Annotated in this window: 11 protein-coding genes and 2 pseudogenes; 9 read left to right on the forward strand and 4 right to left on the reverse strand. The window is 64.0% G+C overall.

Annotation, left to right across the window (positions count from 1 at the left end; translation table 11 throughout):
- Window positions 1-42: 42 nt before the first annotated feature.
- Together QQ658_RS04075 and QQ658_RS04080 are read right to left on the reverse strand one after the other, a co-directional pair.
- Window positions 43-558 carry a DMT family transporter gene (locus tag QQ658_RS04075; protein WP_286026393.1) on the reverse strand — a complete coding sequence of 172 codons (516 nt, stop codon included), beginning with the start codon at window positions 556-558 and terminating at the stop codon, window positions 43-45.
- A gap of 76 nt (window positions 559-634) precedes the next feature.
- A complete protein-coding gene (locus tag QQ658_RS04080) occupies window positions 635-1,015 on the reverse strand; it encodes a hypothetical protein (RefSeq protein ID WP_286026394.1) in 381 nt (126 codons plus the stop codon).
- A 187-nt stretch (window positions 1,016-1,202) separates the two neighbouring features.
- Here QQ658_RS04080 and QQ658_RS04085 point away from each other — a divergent pair, with 187 nt between their 5' ends.
- The 3 genes from QQ658_RS04085 (at window position 1,203) to QQ658_RS04095 (ending at window position 4,296) form a co-directional block, all read left to right on the forward strand.
- Entirely contained in the window at window positions 1,203-2,387 is a 1,185-nt protein-coding gene (locus tag QQ658_RS04085) for a sensor histidine kinase (RefSeq protein ID WP_286026395.1), read from the forward strand.
- A complete protein-coding gene (locus tag QQ658_RS04090) occupies window positions 2,384-3,067 on the forward strand; it encodes a response regulator (protein ID WP_286026396.1) in 684 nt (227 codons plus the stop codon). The genes QQ658_RS04085 and QQ658_RS04090 overlap by 4 nt, the downstream gene beginning before the upstream one ends.
- 68 nt (window positions 3,068-3,135) lie before the next feature.
- Window positions 3,136-4,296: an NAD(P)-dependent oxidoreductase gene (locus QQ658_RS04095; RefSeq protein WP_286026397.1), complete on the forward strand. Its 1,161-nt coding sequence runs from the start codon at window positions 3,136-3,138 to the stop codon at window positions 4,294-4,296.
- A 235-nt stretch (window positions 4,297-4,531) separates the two neighbouring features.
- Here the strand turns inward: QQ658_RS04095 and QQ658_RS04100 are convergent, their stop codons facing one another.
- Complete coding sequence (locus QQ658_RS04100) at window positions 4,532-4,975, reverse strand: UbiX family flavin prenyltransferase (RefSeq protein WP_286026398.1); 444 nt, start codon at window positions 4,973-4,975, stop codon at window positions 4,532-4,534.
- Window positions 4,976-5,005: 30 nt separating this feature from the next.
- On the opposite strand from QQ658_RS04100, the pseudogene QQ658_RS15355 reads away from it, so the two are divergent.
- Window positions 5,006-5,206: pseudogene (locus tag QQ658_RS15355) on the forward strand (relaxase domain-containing protein); the annotation flags it as partial.
- Window positions 5,207-5,394: 188 nt separating this feature from the next.
- Window positions 5,395-8,407: pseudogene (mobF, locus tag QQ658_RS15370) on the forward strand (MobF family relaxase).
- Window positions 8,408-8,611: 204 nt separating this feature from the next.
- Here the strand turns inward: mobF and QQ658_RS04115 are convergent.
- Window positions 8,612-9,379: a DNA-processing protein DprA gene (locus tag QQ658_RS04115; protein WP_286026399.1), complete on the reverse strand. Its 768-nt coding sequence runs from the start codon at window positions 9,377-9,379 to the stop codon at window positions 8,612-8,614.
- A 220-nt stretch (window positions 9,380-9,599) separates the two neighbouring features.
- On the opposite strand from QQ658_RS04115, the gene QQ658_RS04120 reads away from it, so the two are divergent.
- From QQ658_RS04120 to QQ658_RS04135, 4 genes are all read left to right on the forward strand, one after another.
- A complete protein-coding gene (locus tag QQ658_RS04120) occupies window positions 9,600-9,968 on the forward strand; it encodes a sulfate permease (RefSeq protein ID WP_286026400.1) in 369 nt (122 codons plus the stop codon).
- 345 nt (window positions 9,969-10,313) lie between these two features.
- Entirely contained in the window at window positions 10,314-11,252 is a 939-nt protein-coding gene (locus tag QQ658_RS04125) for a hypothetical protein (protein WP_286026401.1), read from the forward strand.
- Window positions 11,249-11,749 (forward strand): hypothetical protein, encoded by a 501-nt coding sequence (locus QQ658_RS04130; RefSeq protein WP_286026402.1) that lies wholly within the window; start codon window positions 11,249-11,251, stop codon window positions 11,747-11,749. The genes QQ658_RS04125 and QQ658_RS04130 overlap by 4 nt, the downstream gene beginning before the upstream one ends.
- Window positions 11,746-13,770 (forward strand): hypothetical protein, encoded by a 2,025-nt coding sequence (locus tag QQ658_RS04135; RefSeq protein WP_286026403.1) that lies wholly within the window; start codon window positions 11,746-11,748, stop codon window positions 13,768-13,770. Before QQ658_RS04130 ends, QQ658_RS04135 begins: the two co-directional genes overlap by 4 nt.
- Window positions 13,771-14,520 lie beyond the last annotated feature (750 nt).

The raw sequence follows: 14,520 nt of genomic DNA on the forward strand, positions 1-14,520 counted from the left end.
CTCTGTCGCGGGGGCGGGCCAGCCGGTGGGACGCCGCCAAGGTCAGGCCGACGACGCCGGACGCCGCGGCGACGACGCCGGCATGGCCCAGATCCGGAGGCTGCGGTGCGCCCGCGTGGCCGCGGACAGGGCGGTGAATCCGGCCAGACCGGCGATCGTCACGAGAATCGCGGCCCAGACGAGTTTTCGGGTGCGAGGAGGACGGGGACGTGCGCCGTCGATGCGAGCGGTCAGCAGCACCGACCAGACGACGGCCAGCACCCCGACCGGCTGGACCACCGAGACCGGGGCCAGGAAGATCGCCGCGATGTTGAGCGCGGTTCCGGCGATGATGATCGCCATTCCCGCCAGCCAGCGTCGGTCGGTCAGCAGGCCGGCGAGCTGACGCAGGGACATCAAGCCCTCGTCGGACCGGCCAACGGCGACCGAGCTGTGCTGGACGGAACTGTGCTGAACCGAGCTGTGCTGAACCACCGATCCGGCGGCCAGGCCGAAGGAGCCCAGCGCGGCCATCAGAATGGCCAGTGCGACGGTGATCTGCGGGGTGAACGAGCTCATACCTGAAGCCAACCGTCCGGGCGGCGTCCTGCCATTGCGGCTGTCCGGTGAACCGGGGACGGGTTAACCCGACACCTCAGGCCAGCCATGCTCGGATGGCCTCTTCCCAGGCCTTGTTCCGATTGGTCTCCATGAATCCCCTGTGGTCGATGAGCAGGTAGAGGCGACCCTCGGTCGTGTCCACGATCAGGGGCTTCCCGGAGTTCAGGAGGCCGCCGATGAAGCGCCCGTACAGATCGGTGTAGGTGCGGGTGATCCCCAGAACCGCCGATCGGGGGAGCCGGAGGGGCCTGCCGACGGACCAGTCGTTCAGCACCAGCTGGTCGGGGGTCAGTTCGATGGTTCCGCGGTGGCGGAACAGTACCTTCTGGCTGATCCCGCCTGCGGTCCTGTCACCTGCGGTCGCTGCCTCGAGCTCGGTCGCATAGGCTCCCGCGTATTCAGCGCTGCTAATCATGGTTTCTCTCCTGTCGTTGACTGTGAATATGTCACAGTCTGGCCTTGGCGAGAATGAAGGTGAATTCGTCATGAGTCTTTGTTCACCCATACTTTCGGATGCGTTCACTCATACCTTGGTACGGGATGTGGAGAGGACCAGTGGATCCGGGCTCATCGATTGGACGGCGCCGGTATCGTGACGCCCTATGGAGCAACCCCCGGTAGTGCGGTCGCGGGCCCGCGACGTGGCCTCCAACGTCGTGATGACGGTCCTCGCGCTCGTATTCGGTCTCGTGGTCGCAGGATCGCTGTTTCCCGGTATCGCGCGGAAACCGATGGCGTTGAATGTCATGGACGCTGGACTGGCTGTCCTCGGATTTGCTCTCCTGTGGTGGCGACGGCGATTTCCCCTGTATTTCGCCGCCTATGTTCTGGTGGCGTCGACGTTCACCACGTTGATCAGCGGTCTGGCCATGGTGGCCGTATTCACCGTCGCCGAATACCGCCGGGCGCCGGAGGCTGTCGGCCTCTCCGTCCTCTTCTCGCTTGCGGCCTGGCCTAATCTCGCCCTGTACGGGAGCCCCGATACGCCGAAGGCCCCGTGGATCGTCGTCACCCTCGTGCTGACGCTGTCGTTCACCGGATGGGGAATGTATCTGAGGGCCCGCCGTCAGCTCCTCGCCACGCTCGTCGAGCGGTTGGACCGGGCCGATGAGGAGCGGGTCGAGGCGGTCGATCGGGCTCGTGCCGCCGAGCGGCGCAGGATCGCCCGCGACATGCACGACGTCCTGTCCTACAGATTCGCGGTGCTCGGTATCCATGCCGGGGCACTGGAGATGCGCCCTGATGCGCGGCCTGAGGAGATCGCCACATCGGCCCGAGTGATCCGCGAGACCGTGCACGACGGGCTCGACGAGCTGCGCACCGCGATCCGGGCGCTACGGGAGGAGCCCGAGGATCCCGCCAGGGCACCGGCCCCCCGGCTGCGCGACGTCGCCGGACTCATCGATCGGGTCCGCCATGCCGGTGGCGACGTCAGCTTCAGCGCTGATGGAGTGGATCTCGACCGGGCCGGATCCCAGTGCGGCATCGCGGCGTACCGGATTGTCCAGGAGGGCCTCACCAATGCGGGCAAGCACGCTCCCGGCGCCCCCGTCCGGGTGGCGCTCGCCGTGAGTGACGACCTGCACCTGAGCATCCTCGTGGAGAATGAACGGGCCCCACGCCAGGAGGAGCCGCCGTCGGGCGGCGGGGTGGGACTTCTCGGTCTGTCGGAAAGGGCGGCCGCCCTGCACGGGAGACTGGAGTACGGATCCGCACCAGGAGGCGGATTCCGGGTCTGTGCGGAGCTACCTCTTACCTCGGAGGCGACCGATGAGCAGCGATCATGACTGACACGCCGGTGCGGGTGCTTCTGGTGGACGACGACGCGTTGGTGCGCTCCGGCCTGTCGCTGATGCTGGGCGGCAGAGATGACCTTCATGTCGTCGGGCAGGCCGGGGACGGGCGGGCAGCCGTGGAGGCCGTCGGCGCGGGAGGCGTCGACGTCGTGCTGATGGATGTGCGGATGCCCGTGCTGGACGGCATCGAGGCCACCCGGAAGATCACAGGCAGCGGTGCCGCAACCGACGTCCTCATCCTGACGACCTATGCCGAGGATGAGCTCGTGCTGCGTGCTCTGGCCGCCGGGGCGGCCGGCTATATCGTCAAGGACAGCCCGCCGGCTGAGATCGTGCGCGCCGTCCACGCCGTCGCCGCCGGGGACTCGGTGCTGTCACCGGGAGTGACGCGGGCCGTCGTCAAGGCCCTTGGAATCAGCGGTTCAGGTGGAGTGGGGGATCCCGGCCGGCGGGGCGCCCGCAGCCGCCTGGACCGCCTCACCTCGCGGGAGCGGGAGGTCGCTGTGCGCCTGGCCCAGGGCGATTCCAATGCCGCCATCGCCCAGCGGCTCTATATGGGGGTGCCGACCGTCAAAGCGCACGTCTCCAGCATTCTTGCCAAGACGGGGACCACGAACCGGGTTCAGGCAGCCCTGCTCATTCATGACGCCGGCCTCGATCCGGAATCATGATGGGTGCAGGGTGATCGTTGTCGGATCGGTTATCGGGGGCGCCCGACAGGGGGATCTACGATGATCCGGTGCCGATTCGACGAGTTGTTCTGCTGTTCCCCAATCCGATGTCCGTCGAGCAGTTCCCCCGGCTCGCCCCCCGGCTCGCCCCCCGGTTCGCCGAGCATCGCCCGGAGCTGCGCCTCGTCGATCTGGGCGGGAATGTCCTTGACGACGGGGGTCTCGTCGATCCCTTGGACGTGGTGGGCATCATGGCGCCCCCGGCTTCGCCCATCGACGCCGCCACGATGGACCGCTACCCGGACCTGCGCGTCATCTCCACACCCTCGGTGGGTCAGGACCACATCGATGTCGACGCCGCCCGGGCCCGCGGCATCGCTGTGGGCAATGCCAAGGGCTACAACGCCGACGAGGTGGCCGAGTATGCGCTGACCGCCATCCTCACCCTGGCCAAGGACCTGCCCCGCGCCACCGCCGACACCCGGGCCCACGCGTGGGATGTCGGGCGCACCCATATGCGGATGCTCTCCGAGACCACCGTCGGTCTGGCCGGCTTCGGAGAGGTCGCCCGCCGGATGGTTCCGATGCTTGTCGGGCTGGGCATGCGCGTCGTGGTGTGGAACCGCTCCGACGTCTCGCGTTATCCCGAGGCCGCCGACGTCAGCAGTCTTCCCACGATCGAGGAGGTGGCCCGGCAGACCGACGTCCTGTCACTCCATGTGGCCCTCACCGATCAGACCCGCCACCTCGTGGACTCCGACCTGCTGGCACAGATGAAGCCCGACTCTGCGATCGTCAACACCGGCAGGGGCGGGCTGGTCGACACCGCCGCCCTGCGGCAGGCCGTGGAGTCCGGCAGCTGCGCGGGGCCGTCCTCGACGTCCTGGCCAATGAGCCGCCGGACTGGGGAGCCGAGCCCGCCGCCGACGTCGCCGCGATCGAGATCACCCCGCACATGGCCTGGCTGTCCGATGGGTCGCGCAACCGCGGCTTCGACACCGCTGCCGCGGCGATCCTCGACGCCGCGGCTACCGAGGCCAGTGCACCCGATGGCCGAAACTGATCGAGTTGTCGGTCAGCGCGATACTCTCGGGTTGCAGCTCCCAGATCGGGGAAGGATTCGCCCCGACGTCGGGAAAGCGCTCGGCGAAGATCCTGCGCGCATTCTCGGCGTCCGGCCCGGCCAGCATCAGCGCCCGGCCCTCGAGCTGGATGCCGGACAACCGTGAGATGTCGCGCTGCTGGTCGCCGCCACCCTTGGCTCGGCCAGAGGGAGCCGGCCGTGCCGGGTGTCCGGGCTGGTGTAGAAGAGGAGCCGGATCCGGCCCTCGTCGAAGCAGTAGAACAGGTTGGCTGTCCACAGCTCGCCGTTGGCCGCGGTGGCCAGTGGCATCACGTGATGGCTCGTCAGGTAGGAGGTCACCGTCGGGAAGCGGCTCGACGCAGTGTTTATCCATCCTGGGCTCAGCCATCCTGGCCCCCATCGTCCTGGCCGCCCTGGTGCTGCCGGTGCACCCGACGTGTGCCACCGGTCCAGCGGGGGTACACGTCGGCGTGGATGCCGAACTGGTCGAGCACCCGGCCGACCGTGTGATCCACCAGGTCCTCGATGGTGGCCGGGCCCGAGTAGAAGCCCGGTGCCGGTGGGAACACCGTGGCTCCGGCCTCGGTGACCGTCGTCATGTTGCGCAGGTGGATCAGCGACAGTGGCGCCTCGCGGGTCATCAGCACCAGGGGGCGGCGTTCCTTGAGGATGACGTCGGCCGCCCGGGTCACCAGCGAGGACGAGACCCCGGTGGCGATCTCGGCCAGGGTGTGCATCGAGCACGGCGCGACGACCATGCCCTCGGTGACGAAGGACCCCGTTGAGACGTAAGCACCGCCCGAGATGGTGTCAGCGTCGCCCACGTGTTGACCATGACGGTTTCGATGCGGGTGATGTCGGCGGGCGACGGGTATGAGTATCTGCTGCGCACCGTCGCTGCCGGCGATGGCGTCCGTTCGCTGTCGACGCCGTTGACGAGGTACTACTCGGAGGAGGGAACACCTCCCGGCTTCTGGCTCGGCTCCGGCCTTCAGCTGCTCGGGCAGGGGGAACTTGAACAGGGTGGCCGGGTGTCGGAGACGCAGTTGCAGTTGCTGGTCGGGATGGGCCGCGACCCGATCACCGGCGACCCGCTGGGTGAGCGTACCGGACGTTCGCGTCGGTCGCGGAACGGGTCGAGAAACGCACCGCCGCCCTCGATCCGACCCTGGGGCCGGTGGAGCGTGCCGCGCAGGTCGAGGCGATCGAGGCAGAGGAAGCTCAGAAGGGGACGCGGCGTGCGGTGGCGGGGTTCGATTACACGTTCTCGGTACCGAAGTCGGTGTCGGTGCTGTGGGCGTCGCCGACGCCGGCACGCAGGCGTTGATCGCCGACGCCCACCACGACGCCGTAGCCGAGGTGCTGGATTTCATGGAGCGGGAGGTGGCGAGCACCCGGGTGGGGTCGGAGGGGCCGGAGGGTGCGGTCGTGCAGGCCGATGTCGCCGGTGTCATGGCGACCGCGTTCGATCACTACGACTCCCGCGCTGGCGACCGCAGCTGCACACACATGTGGTCATCTCGAACAAGGTCTTCACCGTCCAAGACGAAAAATGGCGGACGCTTGCCGGCCGTCCGATGCACGCGGCGACGGTCGCGGTCTCGGAGTTCTACAACGCGGCCCTGGCCGACCGGATCACTGCCTTGTTCGGCCTCGGCTGGGAGACCCGGCAGCGAGGTCGGGATCGGAACCCGGTGTGGGAGCTGGCCCCGGTGCCTGAGGAGCTGATCGGTGCGTTCTCGTCTCGGTCGCGGGAGATCGAGGCGGAGAAGGATCGCCTCATCGCCGGCTACCGCACCAAGCACGGCCGGGAACCGTCCTCTCGGACGGTGCTGAAACTCAGGGCGCAGGCGACACTGTCAACCCGTCCGAAGAAGCAGGTTCGCTCCCTGGCCGACCTCACGAAGACGTGGCGTGACACCGCCGGCCGCCTGCTCGGTGAGGACGCGACCGGGTGGGCTATCCGCCACACCCGCCGCGATCAGGCCCCGACACTGCTCCGTGCCGATGACGTCCCGTTGGACACGGTCACCGACCTGGGGCGGGCGGTGGTGGAGGTGGTGGGTGAGAAGCGGTCGACGTGGCGCCGGTGGAACCTGCATGCCGAGGCATCCCGGCAGCTCATGGGTGTCCGGTTCGCGTCGATGGAAGACCGCGAAGCCGTCACCGCCCTCATCACCGACGCCGCCGAACGCGCATCTTTGCGGTTGACGCCAGGCGAACTCGCATCGAGCCCTGTCCTGTTCCAGCGTGCGGATGGGTCGTCCCGGTTCCGGCCCGCTGGATCGACGGTGTTCTTCACCGAAGACCTCCTCCGCGCCGAAGACCGCCTCCTGGAACGCTCCCACACCACCACTGCGCCCACGATCCGGCTCGCGACGGTGGAGCGGGTCACGGCAAAGCCGGATGCCAAAGGCCGCATGCTCGGCGAGGATCAGGTCGACGCCCTCACAAGGATCGCCGTGTCCGGCCGGGTGGTGGATGTGCTGGTCGGCCCTGCCGGTGCGGGTAAGACCACGGCGATGTCCGGGCTGCGACGGGCGTGGGAGACCGAACACGAGCCCGGCAGTGTCGTCGGGTTGGCCCCTTCGGAGGCCGCCGCGCAGGTGCTCGGGGAAGACCTTGGCATCGCCACGTTCAACACGGCGAAGTGGTGGCAACTTCACCAGACCGGCAGCGCCGGGTTCCAACGTGGGCAGCTGGTGATCATCGACGAATCATCGTTGGCCGGCACTGCGTCGCTCGACCGGATCACCGCTGTTGCCGAGGATGCCGGAGCGAAGGTGCTGCTGGTGGGCGACTGGGGGCAGTTGCAGGCGGTGGACGCGGGCGGGGCGTTCGGGATGCTCGTCCACGACCGCGACGACGCCCCCGAGCTGGTCGACATCCACCGGTTCACGCACGACTGGGAGCGGACGACGTCATTGCAGCTGCGGCACGGCCGCACCGACGCCATCGACACTCTCGCCGAGAACGGCCGCATCACCGACGGGGACGCCGACGTCATGCTCGATGCCGCCTACACCGCCTGGCGCACCGACTCCCAGGCCGGGCTCGCGTCGATCCTGGTCGCCGAGTCCCGTGACCAGGTCACTGCGTTGAACGCGAGGGCGCGGGCGGATCTGATTCTCGACGGCACCATCACCGGCGCCACCGAGGCCGCCCTGCACGACGGTACGAGCGTGGCGGCAGGTGATGTGGTGATCACGCGTCGGAACGACCGGCACCTGCGCACCAGTGATGGTCGCGGGTGGGTGCGTAACGGTGACCGTTACACCGTCCTCGATGTCCATGATGACGGCACGCTCACTGTTCAGCCCGCGGACGAGTCAGGTGGGCGCGGCTCAGCGGTCGTGCTGCCAGCGGGGTATGTGGCCGAGCAGGTCGAGCTGGGGTATGCGATCACCGGGCATCGAGCCCAGGGCATCACCGTCGATACGGCGCACACGCTCGTGACCGAGCAGACCACGAGGGAGAACTTCTACGTCGCGATGACTCGCGGCAGAGACAGCAACATGGCCTATGTCGTCACCAAGCATCCCGACGACGCCCACGTCGCCCCACACCCCTCCGACAACCCCGACGCGACCGCCCGCACCGTTCTCTATGGTGTCCTCCACCACGTCGGTGCGGAACTGTCCGCGCACGAGAGCACCACCGCCGAGCAGGAATACTGGGGCAACATCGGCCAACTCGCCGCCGAGTACGAATCCATCGCCCAGACCGCGCAGCACGACCGCTACGCCACGCTGCTGCCGCGACTGGTCGCCGCTCGTGATCTGTCGGATGCCGACGACATTGCTTCCGTCCTGCATCACCGGGTCGAACGCGCCACCACCCGACCCGCAGGATCGGGACGCACCCGGAGACCAGCACGGCTGATCGCGGGGCTTGTCCCGTACGCCGCCGGCCCCATGCAGGAGGACATGCGCCAGGCATTGGACGAGCGGGAAGAAGTCATTGAGCAGCGCACCACCGCCGTGCTCGACACCGCGCTCACTGACCGGCAACCGTGGTGCGGCGCACCTGGGGAGCCAACCTGCCGAGGAGAAGCAGGCGGCTCAATGGCGTACCGGGGCCGGTATCGCATAGACTCCGATGCGCCGCTGGGCCCGGAGCCATCCAATGACGTTCAGAAGATCGACGCCACCCGCGCTGTCGCTGCACTGCGACAGGCGCAACACCTCACCAGGCCCGAGCGCCGTCAGCAGGAGCCACGGAACCGGACAACGCAGCGGCGCGGGCCTGGGCTATGACAAAGGACGGCCGGGGGTCTACAGGCCGCGGCCGGGTTGACGGCCTGGCGTTTGCGAGCGTGCCGCACCCCGGTCCGAGAAACGATCGTGCAGGCGAGGGTGAAGGGGCGTCGGCAACGAGGTCCATGAGTGCTTCGACATCGCGAGCGCTCGTGACCATCCGTGCCTGTCCACCCTGGATCAGAAGGTTCGTGCCCGTGCTCGTCACGCTCGTGATCGGTCCAGGTACTGCCCCGACAGCTCGACCACAACACTGGCCGAGGAGAGAGCGGCGAGAAGACGGTTGCGGGCCAGGAACCTTCCCCGCGTCGGCACGGCACCCGGAGGTTGCTCAGAAACCACGACCCCTTCGTGGCGCACCCGGTCGAGCAGGTCGGCATTGCCCTGCGGATAGTTCCGGTCGATCCCGCCGGCCAGCACTGCGACCGTTGCTCCGTCCCGGGCGAGCGCCTGCCTGTGCACCTCAGCCTCGATCCCATACGCGCCACCTGCGATCACGATGCGCCCATTTTGCGCAAGCTCGTCTGTCAGCTCCCGGGCTACGTTCACCCCGTAGGAACTGGCAGCCCGGGCGCCGGTGATGGTCGCTTTGTCGTCGAGCCTGAAGTTCAGCAACCGGGCGGCACCTTCCGTCCACAGAATGTAGGGGGCGCGAGGCCCGAGATCGTCCATCACCGTCGGCCAGTCCTGATCGCCCGGGATCAGGGTCGTGTACTTCCCATCCAGACGGGCCCCGACCTCGCGCGACACATCCATGTGCTCGGCGGTACGGCGCAGACTGGCCCGCCACACACCCAACCGAGCCGTATCCACGGCATCATGCGGGTCATCCGAGTCCAGCAGGGCGATCGTCTGCACGCCACCGAGCCGCGCGAGCATGCTCCCAGTGAACCGGTCATCCGGGGGAGCCAGCAGTGACAGCAGTACCCGCGCCTCCCGCTCACCGCGTACTTGATCTGCGAAACCAGACATGACAACCTCCCGCATCCTGTCGAACTCGATACCAGGCAGGTACGCGATATAGATGCAGAGAACGCCCCTTCCGCCAGGACGGGAGAAGGGCTACCGTAGAAGTAGGCGGTTCTCAACGTTTCGCCGTCGCCGGACGCGACGACACGACCGACCAGGACGAGACTCCTGGGACGTCCTCCACAGGTGCTCTGCCCGCCGAGAACGACAGGAGGACACCGCCATGTTCCGCATCGGACTCGCCATCAGCACCGCAGGCCACGGAGCCCTGCAACGCTTCGGCCCCAGCAACGTCATCGTCCGCAAGGTCCGCACCCGCCGCGGCATGAAGTACGGACTCCTCGCGATGCTCCTCGCCGTCCCATACCTCCTGATCGCCGCCACCTGCACCGGACTGATCGACCAAGGCTGGTCCGGCTGGCTCTACGTCCTCGCTGCTGTCTGCATCTGGGATGCCTTCAAGATGCTCGCCCTCGGCCCCGCCAGCCTCATCTGGCTCGCCCGAGCCCGCCACCAGGAAGCTCGACAATGGAGCACCACCACAGCAGCACACGCCAAAACTGACCTGCTCACAGCAGAAGTCCAGTCATGAGTGGTCTGATCGACGTCGTGCCGACCAGCGGAGAGTAGGCGCGATCGCTTCGTTCGGTGACTGGCACTGCTCCTGATCAGGATGGCAGCAGGGCTGCAGCATGCTGCAGCTATGACTGGAACGCCCTTGATTGCTGATGCGGTGCTCGACGCAGGGCGAGGAAGCAGCGCGCTCCCTGCACGCAGACGGCATCGGACCGATGATCACTGGAATGACCTTCCGACGCCTACCGCGCTGGCGATGGAGTAGCCTGTAGCGGCTGACTGTGTGGCACGAGTCAACCACTGCAAAGGGCAGCCCAGGTGCCCACGGCTCAGACACGTGCGTCGACTGAGATGTGGAGGCATGACCTTGTCCGACCCGCTGTTGGGTATCCCCGCGCTGCCTTCCGGGGACGACTTTGAAGCTTTTGTCTGGAGCCTGCTTCAGAGGCGGTACCCACCAGAGAAGTTGCGGTACTTTCCGGCTGATATAGGGGGCGACAAGGGGCTCGAAGGTTTCTCGACTGACGGTATCGTATATCAGTGTTATGCCGACAAAGATTCGCTCAACTTAAGAGCGCGCACGGACAAGCAGAGAACCAAGCTTAATCGCGACACGCTTAAGTTAAAGAAGAACAAGGACGAGCTCCTCAAACTACTCGCGGGCGTTATTGTCGAGCACTACTTCCTAATCGTTCCCCAGTATCATTCTACTGAGTTGGTCGCATACGCGAACCAGCGCGCTCAGGAGATCCGGTCCTGGTGCCTACCGTTTATCTCGGCGAACTTTTCTATAGCGCTTAAGACACCGAAGGATTATCAAGGAGAATACCAAGCGGCGTTGAGTGACGCTGCGGCTCAGGTTCTCCTTCCGGAGCCCTCGGTATCAGATGATCAAGTCGAAATATTTGTTGGGAGTGAGCCAGATCTCACGGCGACACTATCGAGGAAGCTGAAAACTTTGCAGGGCTACAATCCAGCCGCAAACGTCGACGTCATGCGCAATGCATTAACTCGATGGTTCCTTATTAAAGAAGAAATGATGGAAGTATTGAGATCGCTACCGCAGACGCGAGAAGCGATAGAGGCTCAGAGGAGATTAAGGCAGGAATCTCTGGAATTCGAGAACGGATTCGCGGTTACTCTGCCCCATGCCAGGGTCATGCAGGTTGTGGAAGATTATTCCAAACAACTTCAAACCTGTGTCGCAGGTTTGAAGCCTGGAGACGCGGACCGTCTCTCTCGCGGTCAGGCTGGAGAATGGTTGATGCGATGCCCCCTTGAGTTTCAGGCGGCACCGTGACTGAGAATTCACAACTGTTTGCCGATGACGAGGCGGTTTTGGACTGGCTCGATGCTCCCATGAACTTCACGTCCCGCCCGGACCCCATATCCCCAGACTTTCGTCCTGAACGTCGCATCGCGGTCTGCCTCTTGATAGTGGATAAGAGTCGGGCAGGAAAGGCAACGCTGAAAGCGATGCACGTCCTCAGCTGGGCTCTTCAATCCCCAAAGCGCATCGAAATGTTAGCCAACGTCAAGGTGGGTACCGGGCTTCTAGATATGCCGCTTGTTCGTTTTGAACCAGCACTCGATCGTGCACTCGACCTTGCCGTCGGGCTGGGTTTACTCTCGCGTGTTGACTCTGGGCCGTTTGAGCTGACGGAAACGGGACGAGCGGCACTCTTTGAAGTTCGAGAAGCAGGCGTGCTGGAACGTGAAGTGGATGCGTTGGCAGTTGTCAACGGCAAAGTCTCAAACAAGGATATAGAGCGGCTACTTGAATGGCGGTCCCGATGACTCTAAAAATTCGCCACCTTCGTCTGAGAGTCCATACCGGCCAAGGTCTCTACGGTGCTGATATTCCGTTTAGTAATGGACTAATGGTCGTGCGTGCCGAGAACTCACGAGGCAAATCCACCGCAGTGCAAAGTATTTTGTTTTGCCTTGGCCTAGAACGGATGATAACTACCCGGCCGACCAGTGCGCTCACATCTGCAATGCGCGATCGCCTTATATATGATCCTTTGACCAAAGCTGAAACGTCGGTGCTCTCCTCTCATGTAGCCCTAGAAATTGAGGGTCTCGACGGCGAAATCGCGACTGTTACACGCTGGGTAGTAGACGACAGTGTAGGGGCAAATCTTGTAAGAGTACAGCATGCTGCACTTGGCGATATTAGCTCTGACACGCCTGCTGATGACTACTACGTTGGTCGAGCTGGTGGAGCTTCTCACGATAGAGGCTTCCATGTTTGGTTGGCTGCATTCATTGGCTGGTCAATGCCCGAGCTGCCAGCACGGGAGGGTCGGACAGCACAGCTTTACATGGAACAAGTCTTCCCGTTGTTGTTCGTTGAACAACGACGAGGATGGGGTGGTATCCAAGCGCAGATGCCCGCTTTCAGCGGTGTTACGGAGGTGCGCAAGCGTGCTGTCGAATTCCTCCTTGCTCTAGAAGTCGGCCAGCACGAGCTGGCCCGCCAGCGTCTGCGAGCGGAGGAAGTCGACCTGGGAAACAAATGGCATGTCGCGGTGTCTGCGTTTGGACAGTCACTGAGCGGAAGCGGTCTTAAAGCCACGGGGCTTCCAGAGCGGGTGCAAACCGTCTGGCCCGACGATAAACGGCCCGCAGATGTATCGGTGTCTCTTGGAAATGATGCTTGGCAATCACTCGATACGTACATCACTAACGCTACTGCAGAACTTGCGAGACTCGATTCGTCTGAGGCAGAGGGTATAGATGGTGACGAGTTCGTGTCGGCCCGGATTATTGAGTCTCTCGACGAGGCTCGGAGAGTACGTGCGATGGATCTGGCTTTGCGTGAGGAGCTTATTCGCGACGAGACCGAAGTGCAGTCGATCGTTCAGCGTATTGAATCGCTCACCGAGGACCTACGTCAGCACCAGGACATTGTCATTCTGCAGTCGTTGGGGTCAACAGTGACAGAGCGGTTGGCGAGCGACTGTCCTGTGTGTCACCAACACCTGCCGGCCTCTCTACTACCTACCGAGGTACCGACAATGACCGCGTCTGAAAGTGTCGAATACATCAAGAAGCAGATTGATCTATTCACCGCTATGCGGACTGACGCGGAACAGGCGGCGCTTGCCAAACGTGAACGATGGGTCGCGTTGCGACAGCGAAGCGACGCGTTGAGCTTACAGGTACAGGCTCTCCGGGACGATCTCACTGGGACTCCTGGGAACCTGTCAGCCGAGGACGTGGTCGAACGCGTTGAACTTCGCGACCGATTGCAGCAGCTCGAAAGTGTCGCTGAACGCTTCGATGAACTCCAGGTTCAGTTGGAAGGACTCGCCGCGCAAGCTGCATCAGTTAAGTTGGCTCTGAAAGAGTTGCCGAAGGATGAACTCTCTGACTTAGATCGGAAGAAGCTGCGGGCTCTACAGCGTTCGTTTATTGAGCAGTTGCGAGCTTACGATTTTGGGTCTTTTAGTAATGAGATGGTTCAGATAGGTGATGATGATTACCTGCCGCGTCGAGATGACTTCGACCTTCAGGCGGATATTTCTGCATCGGATTCGGTACGCGTGATCTGGGCTTATCTTCTCGGCTTGCTTGAGGTCGGGGAACAATTCGACACAAATCATCCGGGACTCGTTGTATTCGATGAACCAAAGCAACAGAGCGCAAAAGATTTATCGTTCAAAGCATTACTGCGACGTGCGTCCGGCGAGGGTGCCAGTCGGCAAATTATTTTTGCAACTTCGGAGCCGCTTGAAACACTAAGTTCGATGCTGGAAGACGTTGAGCATTCCCTTCATGTTATCGACGGGTATTTATTGCAGAAACTGGCGTAGGTGCAAATTGTGTTTGCTGCTGGTTAATACGACGAACTCGAAAACTTCGTGACAGATGTAGGGCGGTCTGGTTTTTCCCTATCGCTTGGAACGCCCGTGCGTGTCCCGCGTGGAGACCCCGGCGCGATGCAGGTGTGTGCGCACCGTGCTCGCATTGAACCCGAGTCGCGCGCCGACCTGGACTAGCGAGTCGCCTTGCTTGTATCGGCGGGCCATCTCAAGCACCTGCCGCGGCGATGGGGCCTGACGACGAATTGTGACCCCACGCTCGCGCAGACGCCCAGCAAGGCGCGGCCTACTCACGCCTAGGTCACAGGCGATCTCCCGCAGTGTCTCACCGTTGCCGTACCTGCGCTCTGCCTCGTCCAGCATCGCGGCAGTCAATCTCGGCACCGGAGTAGGCAATGGCTCGGTGGGCTCCTGAGAAATGGTTACTGACCTGCGACGACGCCGGATCGCCCGATGGGATGAGAGTGCAAGGTGTAAGGACGGGGCAAGTTCGTTTTTGTGCCCAGATCGGGCGGCTGCATGGCCCTGGCCTGGGCAATCGTCACGCTGACGGCATCTGTGGGGACGTAGTCAACGTGGTCTTCGTCGCCGATCTCGATGCGTTCGAAGAGGGCTTGGTTGAGGATACGGCGTTCATCGGGTTCGCATCGGGCGTAGACATCGCCGAGGTCGCGAGGGGAAGGATATGGTTGGCCTCAGGCCACCTAGGACTCCGAGGGCTAGGTTGGGGGCGCCACCAGC

It is taken from the genome of Propionimicrobium sp. PCR01-08-3 (assembly GCF_030286045.1).
Taxonomy (GTDB): Bacteria; Actinomycetota; Actinomycetes; order Propionibacteriales; family Propionibacteriaceae; genus Brooklawnia.

Coding starts and splice junctions, on each gene's coding strand:
- QQ658_RS04075 (WP_286026393.1), bottom strand. CDS start 558: ATGAGCTCGTTCACCCCGCAGATCACCGTCGCACTGGCCATTCTGATG.
- QQ658_RS04080 (WP_286026394.1), bottom strand. CDS start 1,015: ATGATTAGCAGCGCTGAATACGCGGGAGCCTATGCGACCGAGCTCGAG.
- QQ658_RS04085 (WP_286026395.1), top strand. CDS start 1,203: ATGGAGCAACCCCCGGTAGTGCGGTCGCGGGCCCGCGACGTGGCCTCC.
- QQ658_RS04090 (WP_286026396.1), top strand. CDS start 2,384: ATGACTGACACGCCGGTGCGGGTGCTTCTGGTGGACGACGACGCGTTG.
- QQ658_RS04115 (WP_286026399.1), bottom strand. CDS start 9,379: ATGTCTGGTTTCGCAGATCAAGTACGCGGTGAGCGGGAGGCGCGGGTA.
- QQ658_RS04120 (WP_286026400.1), top strand. CDS start 9,600: ATGTTCCGCATCGGACTCGCCATCAGCACCGCAGGCCACGGAGCCCTG.
- QQ658_RS04125 (WP_286026401.1), top strand. CDS start 10,314: ATGACCTTGTCCGACCCGCTGTTGGGTATCCCCGCGCTGCCTTCCGGG.
- QQ658_RS04135 (WP_286026403.1), top strand. CDS start 11,746: ATGACTCTAAAAATTCGCCACCTTCGTCTGAGAGTCCATACCGGCCAA.